The sequence below is a fragment of the Shewanella donghaensis genome (assembly GCF_007567505.1).
Classification (GTDB): domain Bacteria; phylum Pseudomonadota; class Gammaproteobacteria; order Enterobacterales; family Shewanellaceae; genus Shewanella; species Shewanella donghaensis.
The window spans coordinates 2,780,011-2,800,886 of the sequence record NZ_CP041783.1; the positions used below are offsets into that span (position 1 = coordinate 2,780,011).

4 protein-coding genes are annotated in these 20,876 nt (G+C 49.9%); all 4 read left to right on the plus strand.

Translation table 11 applies throughout. The annotated features are described in order from the left end of the window. Window positions 1–426 precede the first annotated feature (426 nt). From FPK91_RS20980 to FPK91_RS11880, 4 genes are read left to right on the plus strand one after another with little or no spacing between them, the layout of a single operon-like run. On the plus strand, window positions 427–12,777 hold the full coding sequence (locus FPK91_RS20980; protein ID WP_193559160.1) for an Ig-like domain-containing protein: 12,351 nt from the start codon (window positions 427–429) through the stop codon (window positions 12,775–12,777). Beyond that, window positions 12,744–14,942, plus strand: coding sequence for an Ig-like domain-containing protein (locus FPK91_RS20985; RefSeq protein WP_193559161.1), 2,199 nt, complete (start codon window positions 12,744–12,746; stop codon window positions 14,940–14,942). Before FPK91_RS20980 ends, FPK91_RS20985 begins: the two co-directional genes overlap by 34 nt. After that, entirely contained in the window at window positions 14,900–17,731 is a 2,832-nt protein-coding gene (locus tag FPK91_RS20990; protein WP_193559162.1) for a beta strand repeat-containing protein, read from the plus strand. The genes FPK91_RS20985 and FPK91_RS20990 overlap by 43 nt, the downstream gene beginning before the upstream one ends. Further along, the gene (locus FPK91_RS11880) at window positions 17,689–20,865 is read left to right on the plus strand and encodes a beta strand repeat-containing protein (RefSeq protein WP_193559163.1); all 3,177 of its coding nucleotides are present in this window, start codon (window positions 17,689–17,691) and stop codon (window positions 20,863–20,865) included. The genes FPK91_RS20990 and FPK91_RS11880 overlap by 43 nt, the downstream gene beginning before the upstream one ends. Window positions 20,866–20,876 lie beyond the last annotated feature (11 nt).

The following is a 20,876-nucleotide window of genomic DNA, read 5'->3' on the forward strand; positions in this document are numbered from 1 at the left end:
ATTTCAATTCGAATCTATGATTCGATTATGATTATGTGACGTTGCATAAAGATTTAAATGCTTAAAACCTGCCCCTGTGCAGGTTTTTTATTTTTCAACATCTCATAAATTTACATTTTTGAGATAATAATTCTGTAAATCCCCCTTAAATACCTCCTAATACTAATTTATTAAAAAGTTCATCATTTAGTGTAATAACTAAGTCGTATTGATTTACTTAGCTTTTATTATTTTCGCTTAATTTCATGAGTTTACTGCCACCTCCTTGACCGCCAAAAGATTGACCACTGGTAGTGCCAGTGCTAAAATTGTTATATTGCGGTTAATGTTTTCCGTCAGTTTTACAACAACAAAATACATCAGTGTGAATATTTATGCGGGCATTGTAATTATTTTGTTAAATGTAGTTTTTTTGGAGCTAATGTCATGGGTTCAGTAGTAACGACAAAGAATGGTGTTTTAAATTCAGCAAACGGTGAGATCACACTTACGCTAAATAACGAAACCAAAAACTTACAATCAGGGGAAACAATTCCTGCTGGTGCTGAACTCCAGTTTCCTGATGGCTTAGCGTTCGTCGTAACATTTGAAGACGGAACCATTTTAAATGGTGACAATATTTCAGAAAGTTCTGATGATATATCACTCGTTCAAACTAATGATGCAAATGATGATGCACTGGCAGAGATTGAGGCCCTACAGGCTATGATCGAATCTGGTGAAGATCCTACCGCTGAACTACCTGAAACCGCAGCAGGTCAGACAGCAGGAAATGAGGGTGGCAGTGATTACGCTTCATTAGCTCGTGAAGGTTCTGAAACTATTGCAAAATCTGGATTTGATACATCTTTTGACGCGCCAAATATTCTGACAGCTAACCTTTCATTGGGTGATGAAGGTGTTAATGCATTAGCCAATAACAATTTTAATCTAGCCCAATTTACCGATAACTTCGTCAATGGTGTTTCTTTCACTACTTCATCTGGACTATCAGGTACTACCGGGGAATTTGGTGCTCCAGGTTCTTTCGCATACCTACCTGGTGACACGATAACCTTTATGGTCGGTGGCGTTACTATTGCAACGTTCAGTGCAGATGTGATCCAAGGGGATATTTTATTCCTGCAAGATATTGCCGGTACTTTACTGTCAGATACCAACATGGATTATGTTGAGAACATGGCTATTTTTCTTCAAGCCTTGGACAATGACTTAACCGATGGTGTTGATGATGGAATACTAAATACTAATAGCTTAGTCAACATAGATGACAGCTATAGCACTAATATCAACATCTTATTATCTGTACATGAAGCATTAGCAAACTATATTGATCCTACAACTGGCCAGCCATTAAATATTGCTACTGCAGGTAAAGAGATGATCTCTCAAGTACTTGCTGAATTAGGAATTATTTTTACCCGGGATACTGAAAGACAAGAAGATGGTCAAAACCTCTTTGAAACCATAGCAATGGAGCATGTTGCTGACACGATTGATGAAATTGCTGGAGATAGAACTCCAGATGAACATGACGATCGTACGGTTGATACTCTCGATGTACCTGGCGGGTTAATTACCTATAATTACAATGAGCTTGATGGTCAAATTACATTCTCTGCAAACGATTTATTAGAAGGCGCTGTTGGTCAACAAGTCGTTGACCAAAACCTACTTATTAGTAATGTTCGCTTGAGTGCAGCATTTGAAGATATTGGTACTTTACAAGATTTGGGCGATGGTAATTTTGTTATTATTCTTAATGAAGGCATCACTCAGTATGATCTTGAAGGTTTAAGTCTTGATTACCGTGTTGAAGATTGGACTGTATTCAGAGATGTTACCTCAGCGACACAAGACCAATTTAAGTCACATTTATCTGCTGATATACCAGATGTATTTGAAGACGTTGGTTTCAATCAATTCACCATAAATAGTGAATTAACCTTTGAGACTGACCAAGAGTTATTCATCACCTTTACTAGTGAATTACTCAGTGAGCAACTTGGTTACCCTATTGCCGAATATGCTGATGATTACTTAGTACCTTTAGAGTATTCAAATGACGGCGGCATTACTTGGCAAACTATGGTCGTTAGTGCCATAGATTCAAGTGGTGATTTAGCACGTCCTATTTTCGGGTTTACTCTAGAAGGCGGCAATAACAGTATTATCATTCGAGTACCTATATTTGATGATGCTTTGGTGGAACCCACTGAATATTTTAATGCCATAGTGACTGGCGAAAATGTATATGACGAAGAATTAGAATTTGCCATTTTTGATAACGATGGCAACGGGACAAATTTGCCTGTTGTGGATATCGATTATGCAGTTGTCGTAGAGGGAATGGAGTTCGCTGTTTTCACCTTAACATTAAGTCAGCCAAGCTCCGAAATTATTACTCTAGATTATAGCTCTGAGCAATTAACGGCATTGTTTGGTGAAGATTTCACTAATGTAAGTGGCACTATAACCTTCTTGCCCGGAGAAACAACTGCCTATATTACTGTGCCGATCACAGATGATTTAATCGTTGAAGATAGTCCTGAATTCGCCCTAATTAACCTATCAAATGTGACGAATGCTGTACTTGGTGACACCCAAGCGACATTGCGTATTTATGATAATGACCTACCTGATAATACCGCTATAACCTTAGATATTGACCCTGTCACTGGCGATAATCTACTTACGCCTGATGAAGCTACAGGTTTAATTACCATAACGGGTACAGTGACATCTGAAGGAGCAATTACTACTGGTATTATTATGCTGACCATCAATGGTCAAGAGTACCAAGCAATTATGCAGGCAGACGGAACTTTCTCTGTAGAAGTGGCAGCAAGTGATTTGCTAAATGATCCAGACACTGTCATTGATGGCATTGTTTATGGTTATGGTGATGACGGTGTTAAAGGTACTGCCACATCCACTGAAGATTATGACATTCCTACAGAAGCTATAAATGACAGTATCATAGTGGCTGAAGATACCGTTGCTGAAGGCAATGTTCTAGATAACGATACCGATATTGATGATGTACTAAGTGTTGTCAGTTTTGACGTTAATGGTGAAACCTATAATGCTGGTAATTCAGTCACTTTAGAAGAAGGTGTGTTAGTTTTAAATAGCGACGGTAGCTATTCATTTACACCTGCAGCTGACTGGAATGGTCAAGTTCCAGTAATCACATATACAACGAACACCAATGTTACAGCAACACTCACCATTGAGGTTACCCCTGTTGCTGATGGCGCTCCTGGTGTTGTCATTAATACAGATGCAAATAACGACGGTATTATCAACGAAGATGAATTGGCTGGAAATACAGAAGTTTCAGTTACCATTGATTTAACTGAAACAGGTGCACAAGTTGGCGATACATTAGTCGTCAACGGCCAAGAAATAATACTGACACAAGAAAATATCGATAATGGCTCAGTTGATTTAACACTACCTGCACCTAATGAAGGTGAAGCGATTGAAGTTGTCGCAACCATAATAGATAGCGCAGGTAATGTTAGCCCTGAAGGGAGCGATTCGGCCATTCTTGATACAACAGCGCCAGTAATTACAGTCACTGCACCAGACAATACAAACGATAATACACCAACAATTGTTGGTACCACGGATGCTGAGCCAGGTAGCACAGTCACCGTTACCATCGTGGATAGCGAAGGTGTTGAACAAGTTTTAGAAACCATCGTCAATGAAGATGGTACCTATGAAATAGAAGTACCAACGCCGATTGCTGAAGGCGATTATACCGTCGAGGCGACTGTAACCGATCCTGCTGGCAACACCGCCATTGCAGAAGACACCGGTGATGTTGACACTACAGCACCCGTTATTACTGTCGAAGCACCAGATGATACTTCAGATACTACACCACTTATCACTGGCACCACTGATGCTGAGCCAGGTAGCACAGTCATCGTTACCGTAGTTGATAACGAAGGTGTGGAACAAGTTTTAGAAACCATCGTCAATGAAGATGGCACTTATGAAATAGAAGTACCAACGCCGATTGCTGAAGGCGATTATACCGTCGAGGCGACTGTAACCGATCCAGCAGGCAACACCGCCATTGCAGAAGACACCGGTGATGTTGACACAACAGCACCTGTTATTACTGTCGAAGCACCAGATGACACTTCAGATACCACGCCACTTATCACTGGTACCACTGATGCTGAGCCAGGTAGCACAGTCACCGTTACCGTAGTTGATAACGAAGGTGTGGAACAAGTTTTAGAAACCATCGTCAATGAAGATGGCTCCTATGAAATAGAAGTACCAACACCGATTGCTGAAGGCGATTATACCGTCGAGGCGACTGTAACCGATCCAGCAGGTAACTCAGCCATTGCAGAAGACACCGGTAATGTTGACACAACAGCACCCGTTATTACTGTCGAAGCACCAGATGACACTTCAGATACCACGCCACTTATCACTGGTACCACTGATGCTGAACCAGGTAGCACAGTAACGGTTACCGTAGTTGATAGCGAAGGTGTTGAACAAGTTTTAGAAACCATCGTCAACGAAGATGGCACCTATGAAATAGAAGTACCAACACCGATTGCTGAAGGCGATTATACCGTCGAGGCGACTGTAACCGATCCAGCAGGTAACACAGCCATTGCAGAAGACACCGGTGATGTTGACACAACAGCACCCGTTATTACTGTCGAAGCACCAGATGACACTTCAGATACCACGCCACTTATCACTGGTACCACTGATGCTGAACCAGGTAGCACAGTAACGGTTACCGTAGTTGATAGCGAAGGTGTTGAACAACTTTTAGAAACCATCGTCAATGAAGATGGCACCTATGAAATAGAAGTCCCTGCACCGATTGCTGAAGGCGATTATACCGTCGAAGCGACTGTTACCGACCCAGCAGGCAACACCGCCGTAGCTGAAGACACTGGTGATGTTGATTCTACTGCCCCGGTAATTACTGTTGTAGCACCAGATGATACTTCAGATAATACGCCACTTATCACCGGAACCACTGATGCAGAACCTGGTAGCACTGTGGCGGTTACCGTGGTTGATAGCGAAGGTGTTGAACAAGTTTTAGAAACTATCGTCAATGAAGATGGCACCTATGAAATAGAAGTCCCTGCACCGATTGCTGAAGGCGATTATACCGTCGAAGCGACTGTTACAGATCCAGCAGGCAACACCGCCATTGCAGAAGACTCTGGTGATATTGATACTATTGCGCCGACCCTTGCTGTTGAATTTGAAGGTATGGGCAGCGATGGCATTTACAGCAGCGATGAAATTGGCGCTGATGGCACCGTCACCGCCACAGTGACCTTAGCCGCTGGCAGCGAAATCGGTGACACGCTAATTATTACTGATGGCAACGGCAACGAACTCTTTAACGGTCTAGTGACCCAAGCGATGCTTGATAATGGTCAAGCCATTGAAGTGGCGGTCGTTGATGGCCAAACCCAGGTGGATGTCACCGCTCAGATCATTGATGCCGCCGGTAATGCTTCGGGCATTGCCACCGATAGTCAAGGCGTGGATAACACCGCCGTGGATACCAACGCACCGACCATGACCGTCACCATCAATGATGATGGCACCGTCAGCTTCCAGTTCTCTGAAACCCCGAAAGGCTTTGACGCCACTGATGTCGCGGTCACTAACGGCAGTATCAGTAACCTAGTGCAAGACCCGACAGATCCAACCTTATGGACCGCCGATTTAGCCATTAATGATGGCGTTGAAGGGGATGTTACTGTGTCGGTCGCCGATGACAGTTACACCGATGTAGCCGATAACCTCGGTAGCGGTAACAGTGATAACACCGCCGTGGATACCAATGCACCGACCATGACCGTCACCATCAATGATGATGGCACCGTCAGCTTCCAGTTCTCTGAAACCCCCAAAGGCTTTGACGCCACTGATGTCGCGGTCACCAACGGCAGTATCAGTAACCTGGTGCAAGACCCGACAGATCCAACGTTATGGACCGCCGATTTAGCCATTAATGATGGCGTTGAAGGGGATGTTACTGTGTCGGTCGCCGATGACAGTTACACCGATGTAGCCGATAACCTCGGTAGCGGTAACAGTGATAACACCGCCGTGGATACCAATGCACCGACCATGACCGTCACCATCAATGATGATGGCACCGTCAGCTTCCAGTTCTCTGAAACCCCCAAAGGCTTTGACGCCACTGATGTCGCGGTCACCAACGGCAGTATCAGTAACCTGGTGCAAGACCCGACAGATCCAACGTTATGGACCGCCGATTTAGCCATTAATGATGGCGTTGAAGGTGATGTTACTGTGTCGGTCGCCGATGACAGTTACACCGATGTAGCCGATAACCTCGGTAGCGGTAACAGTGATAACACCGCCGTAGATACCAATGCACCGACCATGACCGTCACCATCAATGATGATGGCACCGTCAGCTTCCAGTTCTCTGAAACCCCCAAAGGCTTTGACGCCACTGATGTCGCGGTCACTAACGGCAGTATCAGTAACCTGGTGCAAGACCCGACAGATCCAACGTTATGGACCGCCGATTTAGCCATTAATGATGGCGTTGAAGGTGATGTTACTGTGTCGGTCGCCGATGACAGTTACACCGATGTAGCCGATAACCTCGGTAGCGGTAACAGTGATAACACCGCCGTGGATACCAATGCACCGACCATGACCGTCACCATCAATGATGATGGCACCGTCAGCTTCCAGTTCTCTGAAACCCCCAAAGGCTTTGACGCCACTGATGTCGCGGTCACTAACGGCAGTATCAGTAACCTGGTGCAAGACCCGACAGATCCAACGTTATGGACCGCCGATTTAGCCATTAATGATGGCGTTGAAGGTGATGTTACTGTGTCGGTCGCCGATGACAGTTACACCGATGTAGCCGATAACCTCGGTAGCGGTAACAGTGATAACACCGCCGTGGATACCAATGCACCGACCATGACCGTCACCATCAATGATGATGGCACCGTCAGCTTCCAGTTCTCTGAAACCCCCAAAGGCTTTGACGCCACTGATGTTGCGGTCACTAACGGCAGTATCAGTAACCTGGTGCAAGACCCGACAGATCCAACGTTATGGACCGCCGATTTAGCCATTAATGATGGCGTTGAAGGTGATGTTACTGTGTCGGTCGCCGATGACAGTTACACCGATGTAGCCGATAACCTCGGTAGCGGTAACAGTGATAACACCGCCGTGGATACCAATGCACCGACCATGACCGTCACCATCAATGATGATGGCACCGTCAGCTTCCAGTTCTCTGAAACCCCCAAAGGCTTTGACGCCACTGATGTCGCGGTCACCAACGGCAGTATCAGTAACCTGGTGCAAGACCCGACAGATCCAACGTTATGGACCGCCGATTTAGCCATTAATGATGGCGTTGAAGGTGATGTTACTGTGTCGGTCGCCGATGACAGTTACACCGATGTAGCCGATAACCTCGGTAGCGGTAACAGTGATAACACCGCCGTGGATACCAATGCACCGACCATGACCGTCACCATCAATGATGATGGCACCGTCAGCTTCCAGTTCTCTGAAACCCCCAAAGGCTTTGACGCCACTGATGTCGCGGTCACTAACGGCAGTATCAGTAACCTGGTGCAAGACCCGACAGATCCAACGTTATGGACCGCCGATTTAGCCATTAATGATGGCGTTGAAGGTGATGTTACTGTGTCGGTCGCCGATGACAGTTACACCGATGTAGCCGATAACCTCGGTAGCGGTAACAGTGATAACACCGCCGTGGATACCAATGCACCGACCATGACCGTCACCATCAATGATGATGGCACCGTCAGCTTCCAGTTCTCTGAAACCCCCAAAGGCTTTGACGCCACTGATGTCGCGGTTACCAACGGCAGTATCAGTAACCTGGTGCAAGACCCGACAGATCCAACGTTATGGACCGCCGATTTAGCCATTAATGATGGCGTTGAAGGGGATGTTACTGTGTCGGTCGCCGATGACAGTTACACCGATGTAGCCGATAACCTCGGTAGCGGTAACAGTGATAACACCGCCGTGGATACCAATGCACCGACCATGACCGTCACCATCAATGATGATGGCACCGTCAGCTTCCAGTTCTCTGAAACCCCCAAAGGCTTTGACGCCACTGATGTTGCGGTCACTAACGGCAGTATCAGTAACCTGGTGCAAGACCCGACAGATCCAACGTTATGGACCGCCGATTTAGCCATTAATGATGGCGTTGAAGGGGATGTTACTGTGTCGGTCGCCGATGACAGTTACACCGATGTAGCCGATAACCTCGGTAGCGGTAACAGTGATAACACCGCCGTGGATACCAATGCACCGACCATGACCGTCACCATCAATGATGATGGCACCGTCAGCTTCCAGTTCTCTGAAACCCCCAAAGGCTTTGACGCCACTGATGTCGCGGTCACCAACGGCAGTATCAGTAACCTGGTGCAAGACCCGACAGATCCAACGTTATGGACCGCCGATTTAGCCATTAATGATGGCGTTGAAGGTGATGTTACTGTGTCGGTCGCCGATGACAGTTACACCGATGTAGCCGATAACCTCGGTAGCGGTAACAGTGATAACACCGCCGTGGATACCAATGCACCGACCATGACCGTCACCATCAATGATGATGGCACCGTCAGCTTCCAGTTCTCTGAAACCCCCAAAGGCTTTGACGCCACTGATGTCGCGGTCACCAACGGCAGTATCAGTAACCTGGTGCAAGACCCGACAGATCCAACGTTATGGACCGCCGATTTAGCCATTAATGATGGCGTTGAAGGGGATGTTACTGTGTCGGTCGCCGATGACAGTTACACCGATGTAGCCGATAACCTCGGTAGCGGTAACAGTGATAACACCGCCGTGGATACCAATGCACCGACCATGACCGTCACCATCAATGATGATGGCACCGTCAGCTTCCAGTTCTCTGAAACCCCCAAAGGCTTTGACGCCACTGATGTCGCGGTCACTAACGGCAGTATCAGTAACCTGGTGCAAGACCCGACAGATCCAACGTTATGGACCGCCGATTTAGCCATTAATGATGGCGTTGAAGGGGATGTTACTGTGTCGGTCGCCGATGACAGTTACACCGATGTAGCCGATAACCTCGGTAGCGGTAACAGTGATAACACCGCCGTGGATACCAATGCACCGACCATGACCGTCACCATCAATGATGATGGCACCGTCAGCTTCCAGTTCTCTGAAACCCCCAAAGGCTTTGACGCCACTGATGTCGCGGTCACCAACGGCAGTATCAGTAACCTGGTGCAAGACCCGACAGATCCAACGTTATGGACCGCCGATTTAGCCATTAATGATGGCGTTGAAGGGGATGTTACTGTGTCGGTCGCCGATGACAGTTACACCGATGTAGCCGATAACCTCGGTAGCGGTAACAGTGATAACACCGCCGTGGATACCAATGCACCGACCATGACCGTCACCATCAATGATGATGGCACCGTCAGCTTCCAGTTCTCTGAAACCCCCAAAGGCTTTGACGCCACTGATGTCGCGGTCACTAACGGCAGTATCAGTAACCTGGTGCAAGACCCGACAGATCCAACGTTATGGACCGCCGATTTAGCCATTAATGATGGCGTTGAAGGGGATGTTACTGTGTCGGTCGCCGATGACAGTTACACCGATGTAGCCGATAACCTCGGTAGCGGTAACAGTGATAACACCGCCGTGGATACCAATGCACCGACCATGACCGTCACCATCAATGATGATGGCACCGTCAGCTTCCAGTTCTCTGAAACCCCCAAAGGCTTTGACGCCACTGATGTCGCGGTCACCAACGGCAGTATCAGTAACCTGGTGCAAGACCCGACAGATCCAACGTTATGGACCGCCGATTTAGCCATTAATGATGGCGTTGAAGGGGATGTTACTGTGTCGGTCGCCGATGACAGTTACACCGATGTAGCCGATAACCTCGGTAGCGGTAACAGTGATAACACCGCCGTGGATACCAATGCACCGACCATGACCGTCACCATCAATGATGATGGCACCGTCAGCTTCCAGTTCTCTGAAACCCCCAAAGGCTTTGACGCCACTGATGTCGCGGTCACCAACGGCAGTATCAGTAACCTGGTGCAAGACCCGACAGATCCAACGTTATGGACCGCCGATTTAGCCATTAATGATGGCGTTGAAGGGGATGTTACTGTGTCGGTCGCCGATGACAGTTACACCGATGTAGCCGATAACCTCGGTAGCGGTAACAGTGATAACACCGCCGTGGATACCAATGCACCGACCATGACCGTCACCATCAATGATGATGGCACCGTCAGCTTCCAGTTCTCTGAAACCCCCAAAGGCTTTGACGCCACTGATGTCGCGGTCACCAACGGCAGTATCAGTAACCTGGTGCAAGACCCGACAGATCCAACGTTATGGACCGCCGATTTAGCCATTAATGATGGCGTTGAAGGTGATGTTACTGTGTCGGTCGCCGATGACAGTTACACCGATGTAGCCGATAACCTCGGTAGCGGTAACAGTGATAACACCGCCGTGGATACCAATGCACCGACCATGACCGTCACCATCAATGATGATGGCACCGTCAGCTTCCAGTTCTCTGAAACCCCCAAAGGCTTTGACGCCACTGATGTCGCGGTCACCAACGGCAGTATCAGTAACCTGGTGCAAGACCCGACAGATCCAACGTTATGGACCGCCGATTTAGCCATTAATGATGGCGTTGAAGGTGATGTTACTGTGTCGGTCGCCGATGACAGTTACACCGATGTAGCCGATAACCTCGGTAGCGGTAACAGTGATAACACCGCCGTGGATACCAATGCACCGACCATGACCGTCACCATCAATGATGATGGCACCGTCAGCTTCCAGTTCTCTGAAACCCCCAAAGGCTTTGACGCCACTGATGTCGCGGTCACCAACGGCAGTATCAGTAACCTGGTGCAAGACCCGACAGATCCAACGTTATGGACCGCCGATTTAGCCATTAATGATGGCGTTGAAGGGGATGTTACTGTGTCGGTCGCCGATGACAGTTACACCGATGTAGCCGATAACCTCGGTAGCGGTAACAGTGATAACACCGCCGTGGATACCAATGCACCGACCATGACCGTCACCATCAATGATGATGGCACCGTCAGCTTCCAGTTCTCTGAAACCCCCAAAGGCTTTGACGCCACTGATGTCGCGGTCACTAACGGCAGTATCAGTAACCTGGTGCAAGACCCGACAGATCCAACGTTATGGACCGCCGATTTAGCCATTAATGATGGCGTTGAAGGGGATGTTACTGTGTCGGTCGCCGATGACAGTTACACCGATGTAGCCGATAACCTCGGTAGCGGTAACAGTGATAACACCGCCGTGGATACCAATGCACCGACCATGACCGTCACCATCAATGATGATGGCACCGTCAGCTTCCAGTTCTCTGAAACCCCCAAAGGCTTTGACGCCACTGATGTCGCGGTCACCAACGGCAGTATCAGTAACCTGGTGCAAGACCCGACAGATCCAACGTTATGGACCGCCGATTTAGCCATTAATGATGGCGTTGAAGGGGATGTTACTGTGTCGGTCGCCGATGACAGTTACACCGATGTAGCCGATAACCTCGGTAGCGGTAACAGTGATAACACCGCCGTGGATACCAATGCACCGACCATGACCGTCACCATCAATGATGATGGCACCGTCAGCTTCCAGTTCTCTGAAACCCCCAAAGGCTTTGACGCCACTGATGTCGCGGTCACCAACGGCAGTATCAGTAACCTGGTGCAAGACCCGACAGATCCAACGTTATGGACCGCCGATTTAGCCATTAATGATGGCGTTGAAGGTGATGTTACTGTGTCGGTCGCCGATGACAGTTACACCGATGTAGCCGATAACCTCGGTAGCGGTAACAGTGATAACACCGCCGTGGATACCAATGCACCGACCATGACCGTCACCATCAATGATGATGGCACCGTCAGCTTCCAGTTCTCTGAAACCCCCAAAGGCTTTGACGCCACTGATGTCGCGGTCACCAACGGCAGTATCAGTAACCTGGTGCAAGACCCGACAGATCCAACGTTATGGACCGCCGATTTAGCCATTAATGATGGCGTTGAAGGGGATGTTACTGTGTCGGTCGCCGATGACAGTTACACCGATGTAGCCGATAACCTCGGTAGCGGTAACAGTGATAACACCGCCGTGGATACCAATGCACCGACCATGACCGTCACCATCAATGATGATGGCACCGTCAGCTTCCAGTTCTCTGAAACCCCCAAAGGCTTTGACGCCACTGATGTCGCGGTCACTAACGGCAGTATCAGTAACCTGGTGCAAGACCCGACAGATCCAACGTTATGGACCGCCGATTTAGCCATTAATGATGGCGTTGAAGGTGATGTTACTGTGTCGGTCGCCGATGACAGTTACACCGATGTAGCCGATAACCTCGGTAGCGGTAACAGTGATAACACCGCCGTGGATACCAATGCACCGACCATGACCGTCACCATCAATGATGATGGCACCGTCAGCTTCCAGTTCTCTGAAACCCCCAAAGGCTTTGACGCCACTGATGTCGCGGTCACTAACGGCAGTATCAGTAACCTGGTGCAAGACCCGACAGATCCAACGTTATGGACCGCCGATTTAGCCATTAATGATGGCGTTGAAGGGATGTTACTGTGTCGGTCGCCGATGACAGTTACACCGATGTAGCCGATAACCTCGGTAGCGGTAACAGTGATAACACCGCCGTGGATACCAATGCACCGACCATGACCGTCACCATCAATGATGATGGCACCGTCAGCTTCCAGTTCTCTGAAACCCCCAAAGGCTTTGACGCCACTGATGTCGCGGTCACCAACGGCAGTATCAGTAACCTGGTGCAAGACCCGACAGATCCAACGTTATGGACCGCCGATTTAGCCATTAATGATGGCGTTGAAGGTGATGTTACTGTGTCGGTCGCCGATGACAGTTACACCGATGTAGCCGATAACCTCGGTAGCGGTAACAGTGATAACACCGCCGTGGATACCAATGCACCGACCATGACCGTCACCATCAATGATGATGGCACCGTCAGCTTCCAGTTCTCTGAAACCCCCAAAGGCTTTGACGCCACTGATGTCGCGGTCACCAACGGCAGTATCAGTAACCTGGTGCAAGACCCGACAGATCCAACGTTATGGACCGCCGATTTAGCCATTAATGATGGCGTTGAAGGGGATGTTACTGTGTCGGTCGCCGATGACAGTTACACCGATGTAGCCGATAACCTCGGTAGCGGTAACAGTGATAACACCGCCGTGGATACCAATGCACCGACCATGACCGTCACCATCAATGATGATGGCACCGTCAGCTTCCAGTTCTCTGAAACCCCCAAAGGCTTTGACGCCACTGATGTCGCGGTCACCAACGGCAGTATCAGTAACCTGGTGCAAGACCCGACAGATCCAACGTTATGGACCGCCGATTTAGCCATTAATGATGGCGTTGAAGGTGATGTTACTGTGTCGGTCGCCGATGACAGTTACACCGATGTAGCCGATAACCTCGGTAGCGGTAACAGTGATAACACCGCCGTGGATACCAATGCACCGACCATGACCGTCACCATCAATGATGATGGCACCGTCAGCTTCCAGTTCTCTGAAACCCCCAAAGGCTTTGACGCCACTGATGTCGCGGTCACTAACGGCAGTATCAGTAACCTGGTGCAAGACCCGACAGATCCAACGTTATGGACCGCCGATTTAGCCATTAATGATGGCGTTGAAGGGGATGTTACTGTGTCGGTCGCCGATGACAGTTACACCGATGTAGCCGATAACCTCGGTAGCGGTAACAGTGATAACACCGCCGTGGATACCAATGCACCGACCATGACCGTCACCATCAATGATGATGGCACCGTCAGCTTCCAGTTCTCTGAAACCCCCAAAGGCTTTGACGCCACTGATGTCGCGGTCACCAACGGCAGTATCAGTAACCTGGTGCAAGACCCGACAGATCCAACGTTATGGACCGCCGATTTAGCCATTAATGATGGCGTTGAAGGTGATGTTACTGTGTCGGTCGCCGATGACAGTTACACCGATGTAGCCGATAACCTCGGTAGCGGTAACAGTGATAACACCGCCGTGGATACCAATGCACCGACCATGACCGTCACCATCAATGATGATGGCACCGTCAGCTTCCAGTTCTCTGAAACCCCCAAAGGCTTTGACGCCACTGATGTCGCGGTCACCAACGGCAGTATCAGTAACCTGGTGCAAGACCCGACAGATCCAACGTTATGGACCGCCGATTTAGCCATTAATGATGGCGTTGAAGGTGATGTTACTGTGTCGGTCGCCGATGACAGTTACACCGATGTAGCCGATAACCTCGGTAGCGGTAACAGTGATAACACCGCCGTGGATACCAATGCACCGACCATGACCGTCACCATCAATGATGATGGCACCGTCAGCTTCCAGTTCTCTGAAACCCCCAAAGGCTTTGACGCCACTGATGTCGCGGTCACCAACGGCAGTATCAGTAACCTGGTGCAAGACCCGACAGATCCAACGTTATGGACCGCCGATTTAGCCATTAATGATGGCGTTGAAGGTGATGTTACTGTGTCGGTCGCCGATGACAGTTACACCGATGTAGCCGATAACCTCGGTAGCGGTAACAGTGATAACACCGCCGTGGATACCAATGCACCGACCATGACCGTCACCATCAATGATGATGGCACCGTCAGCTTCCAGTTCTCTGAAACCCCCAAAGGCTTTGACGCCACTGATGTCGCGGTCACAACGGCAGTATCAGTAACCTGGTGCAAGACCCGACAGATCCAACGTTATGGACCGCCGATTTAGCCATTAATGATGGCGTTGAAGGTGATGTTACTGTGTCGGTCGCCGATGACAGTTACACCGATGTAGCCGATAACCTCGGTAGCGGTAACAGTGATAACACCGCCGTGGATACCAATGCACCGACCATGACCGTCACCATCAATGATGATGGCACCGTCAGCTTCCAGTTCTCTGAAACCCCCAAAGGCTTTGACGCCACTGATGTCGCGGTCACCAACGGCAGTATCAGTAACCTGGTGCAAGACCCGACAGATCCAACGTTATGGACCGCCGATTTAGCCATTAATGATGGCGTTGAAGGGGATGTTACTGTGTCGGTCGCCGATGACAGTTACACCGATGTAGCCGATAACCTCGGTAGCGGTAACAGTGATAACACCGCCGTGGATACCAATGCACCGACCATGACCGTCACCATCAATGATGATGGCACCGTCAGCTTCCAGTTCTCTGAAACCCCCAAAGGCTTTGACGCCACTGATGTCGCGGTCACCAACGGCAGTATCAGTAACCTGGTGCAAGACCCGACAGATCCAACGTTATGGACCGCCGATTTAGCCATTAATGATGGCGTTGAAGGTGATGTTACTGTGTCGGTCGCCGATGACAGTTACACCGATGTAGCCGATAACCTCGGTAGCGGTAACAGTGATAACACCGCCGTGGATACCAATGCACCGACCATGACCGTCACCATCAATGATGATGGCACCGTCAGCTTCCAGTTCTCTGAAACCCCCAAAGGCTTTGACGCCACTGATGTCGCGGTCACCAACGGCAGTATCAGTAACCTGGTGCAAGACCCGACAGATCCAACGTTATGGACCGCCGATTTAGCCATTAATGATGGCGTTGAAGGGGATGTTACTGTGTCGGTCGCCGATGACAGTTACACCGATGTAGCCGATAACCTCGGTAGCGGTAACAGTGATAACACCGCCGTGGATACCAATGCACCGACCATGACCGTCACCATCAATGATGATGGCACCGTCAGCTTCCAGTTCTCTGAAACCCCCAAAGGCTTTGACGCCACTGATGTCGCGGTCACCAACGGCAGTATCAGTAACCTGGTGCAAGACCCGACAGATCCAACGTTATGGACCGCCGATTTAGCCATTAATGATGGCGTTGAAGGTGATGTTACTGTGTCGGTCGCCGATGACAGTTACACCGATGTAGCCGATAACCTCGGTAGCGGTAACAGTGATAACACCGCCGTGGATACCAATGCACCGACCATGACCGTCACCATCAATGATGATGGCACCGTCAGCTTCCAGTTCTCTGAAACCCCCAAAGGCTTTGACGCCACTGATGTCGCGGTCACCAACGGCAGTATCAGTAACCTGGTGCAAGACCCGACAGATCCAACGTTATGGACCGCCGATTTAGCCATTAATGATGGCGTTGAAGGGGATGTTACTGTGTCGGTCGCCGATGACAGTTACACCGATGTAGCCGATAACCTCGGTAGCGGTAACAGTGATAACACCGCCGTGGATACCAATGCACCGACCATGACCGTCACCATCAATGATGATGGCACCGTCAGCTTCCAGTTCTCTGAAACCCCCAAAGGCTTTGACGCCACTGATGTCGCGGTCACCAACGGCAGTATCAGTAACCTGGTGCAAGACCCGACAGATCCAACGTTATGGACCGCCGATTTAGCCATTAATGATGGCGTTGAAGGTGATGTTACTGTGTCGGTCGCCGATGACAGTTACACCGATGTAGCCGATAACCTCGGTAGCGGTAACAGTGATAACACCGCCGTGGATACCAATGCACCGACCATGACCGTCACCATCAATGATGATGGCACCGTCAGCTTCCAGTTCTCTGAAACCCCCAAAGGCTTTGACGCCACTGATGTCGCGGTCACTAACGGCAGTATCAGTAACCTGGTGCAAGACCCGACAGATCCAACGTTATGGACCGCCGATTTAGCCATTAATGATGGCGTTGAAGGGGATGTTACTGTGTCGGTCGCCGATGACAGTTACACCGATGTAGCCGATAACCTCGGTAGCGGTAACAGTGATAACACCGCCGTGGATACCAATGCACCGACCATGACCGTCACCATCAATGATGATGGCACCGTCAGCTTCCAGTTCTCTGAAACCCCCAAAGGCTTTGACGCCACTGATGTCGCGGTCACCAACGGCAGTATCAGTAACCTGGTGCAAGACCCGACAGATCCAACGTTATGGACCGCCGATTTAGCCATTAATGATGGCGTTGAAGGGGATGTTACTGTGTCGGTCGCCGATGACAGTTACACCGATGTAGCCGATAACCTCGGTAGCGGTAACAGTGATAACACCGCCGTGGATACCAATGCACCGACCATGACCGTCACCATCAATGATGATGGCACCGTCAGCTTCCAGTTCTCTGAAACCCCCAAAGGCTTTGACGCCACTGATGTCGCGGTCACTAACGGCAGTATCAGTAACCTGGTGCAAGACCCGACAGATCCAACGTTATGGACCGCCGATTTAGCCATTAATGATGGCGTTGAAGGGGATGTTACTGTGTCGGTCGCCGATGACAGTTACACCGATGTAGCCGATAACCTCGGTAGCGGTAACAGTGATAACACCGCCGTGGATACCAATGCACCGACCATGACCGTCACCATCAATGATGATGGCACCGTCAGCTTCCAGTTCTCTGAAACCCCCAAAGGCTTTGACGCCACTGATGTCGCGGTCACAACGGCAGTATCAGTAACCTGGTGCAAGACCCGACAGATCCAACGTTATGGACCGCCGATTTAGCCATTAATGATGGCGTTGAAGGGGATGTTACTGTGTCGGTCGCCGATGACAGTTACACCGATGTAGCCGATAACCTCGGTAGCGGTAACAGTGATAACACCGCCGTGGATACCAATGCACCGACCATGACCGTCACCATCAATGATGATGGCACCGTCAGCTTCCAGTTCTCTGAAACCCCCAAAGGCTTTGACGCCACTGATGTCGCGGTCACCAACGGCAGTATCAGTAACCTGGTGCAAGACCCGACAGATCCAACGTTATGGACCGCCGATTTAGCCATTAATGATGGCGTTGAAGGGGATGTTACTGTGTCGGTCGCCGATGACAGTTACACCGATGTAGCCGATAACCTCGGTAGCGGTAACAGTGATAACACCGCCGTGGATACCAATGCACCGACCATGACCGTCACCATCAATGATGATGGCACCGTCAGCTTCCAGTTCTCTGAAACCCCCAAAGGCTTTGACGCCACTGATGTCGCGGTCACCAACGGCAGTATCAGTAACCTGGTGCAAGACCCGACAGATCCAACGTTATGGACCGCCGATTTAGCCATTAATGATGGCGTTGAAGGGGATGTTACTGTGTCGGTCGCCGATGACAGTTACACCGATGTAGCCGATAACCTCGGTAGCGGTAACAGTGATAACACCGCCGTGGATACCAATGCACCGACCATGACCGTCACCATCAATGATGATGGCACCGTCAGCTTCCAGTTCTCTGAAACCCCCAAAGGCTTTGACGCCACTGATGTCGCGGTCACCAACGGCAGTATCAGTAACCTGGTGCAAGACCCGACAGATCCAACGTTATGGACCGCCGATTTAGCCATTAATGATGGCGTTGAAGGTGATGTTACTGTGTCGGTCGCCGATGACAGTTACACCGATGTAGCCGATAACCTCGGTAGCGGTAACAGTGATAACACCGCCGTGGATACCAATGCACCGACCATGACCGTCACCATCAATGATGATGGCACCGTCAGCTTCCAGTTCTCTGAAACCCCCAAAGGCTTTGACGCCACTGATGTCGCGGTCACCAACGGCAGTATCAGTAACCTGGTGCAAGACCCGACAGATCCAACGTTATGGACCGCCGATTTAGCCATTAATGATGGCGTTGAAGGTGATGTTACTGTGTCGGTCGCCGATGACAGTTACACCGATGTAGCCGATAACCTCGGTAGCGGTAACAGTGATAACACCGCCGTGGATACCAATGCACCGACCATGACCGTCACCATCAATGATGATGGCACCGTCAGCTTCCAGTTCTCTGAAACCCCCAAAGGCTTTGACGCCACTGATGTCGCGGTCACCAACGGCAGTATCAGTAACCTGGTGCAAGACCCGACAGATCCAACGTTATGGACCGCCGATTTAGCCATTAATGATGGCGTTGAAGGGGATGTTACTGTGTCGGTCGCCGATGACAGTTACACCGATGTAGCCGATAACCTCGGTAGCGGTAACAGTGATAACACCGCCGTGGATACCAATGCACCGACCATGACCGTCACCATCAATGATGATGGCACCGTCAGCTTCCAGTTCTCTGAAACCCCCAAAGGCTTTGACGCCACTGATGTCGCGGTCACTAACGGCAGTATCAGTAACCTGGTGCAAGACCCGACAGATCCAACGTTATGGACCGCCGATTTAGCCATTAATGATGGCGTTGAAGGGGATGTTACTGTGTCGGTCGCCGATGACAGTTACACCGATGTAGCCGATAACCTCGGTAGCGGTAACAGTGATAACACCGCCGTGGATACCAATGCACCGACCATGACCGTCACCATCAATGATGATGGCACCGTCAGCTTCCAGTTCTCTGAAACCCCCAAAGGCTTTGACGCCACTGATGTCGCGGTCACCAACGGCAGTATCAGTAACCTGGTGCAAGACCCGACAGATCCAACGTTATGGACCGCCGATTTAGCCATTAATGATGGCGTTGAAGGGGATGTTACTGTGTCGGTCGCCGATGACAGTTACACCGATGTAGCCGATAACCTCGGTAGCGGTAACAGTGATAACACCGCCGTAGATACCAATGCACCGACCATGACCGTCACCATCAATGATGATGGAACCGTCAGCTTCCAGTTCTCTGAAACCCCCAAAGGCTTTGACGCCACTGATGTCGCGGTCACTAACGGCAGTATCAGTAACCTGGTGCAAGACCCGACAGATCCAACGTTATGGACCGCCGATTTAGCCATTAATGATGGCGTTGAAGGGGATGTTACTGTGTCGGTCGCCGATGACAGTTACACCGATGTAGCCGATAACCTCGGTAGCGGTAACAGTGATAACACCGCCGTGGATACCAATGCACCGACCATGACCGTCACCATCAATGATGATGGCACCGTCAGCTTCCAGTTCTCTGAAACCCCCAAAGGCTTTGACGCCACTGATGTCGCGGTCACCAACGGCAGTATCAGTAACCTGGTGCAAGACCCGACAGATCCAACGTTATGGACCGCCGATTTAGCCATTAATGATGGCGTTGAAGGTGATGTTACTGTGTCGGTCGCCGATGACAGTTACACCGATGTAGCCGATAACCTCGGTAGCGGTAACAGTGATAACACCGCCGTGGATACCAATGCACCGACCATGACCGTCACCATCAATGATGATGGCACCGTCAGCTTCCAGTTCTCTGAAACCCCCAAAGGCTTTGACGCCACTGATGTCGCGGTCACCAACGGCAGTATCAGTAACCTGGTGCAAGACCCGACAGATCCAACGTTATGGACCGCCGATTTAGCCATTAATGATGGCGTTGAAGGTGATGTTACTGTGTCGGTCGCCGATGACAGTTACACCGATGTAGCCGATAACCTCGGTAGCGGTAACAGTGATAACACCGCCGTAGATACCAATGCACCGACCATGACCGTCACCATCAATGATGATGGCACCGTCAGCTTCCAGTTCTCTGAAACCCCCAAAGGCTTTGACGCCACTGATGTCGCGGTCACCAACGGCAGTATCAGTAACCTGGTGCAAGACCCGACAGATCCAACGTTATGGACCGCCGATTTAGCCATTAATGATGGCGTTGAAGGGATGTTACTGTGTCGGTCGCCGATGACAGTTACACCGATGTAGCCGATAACCTC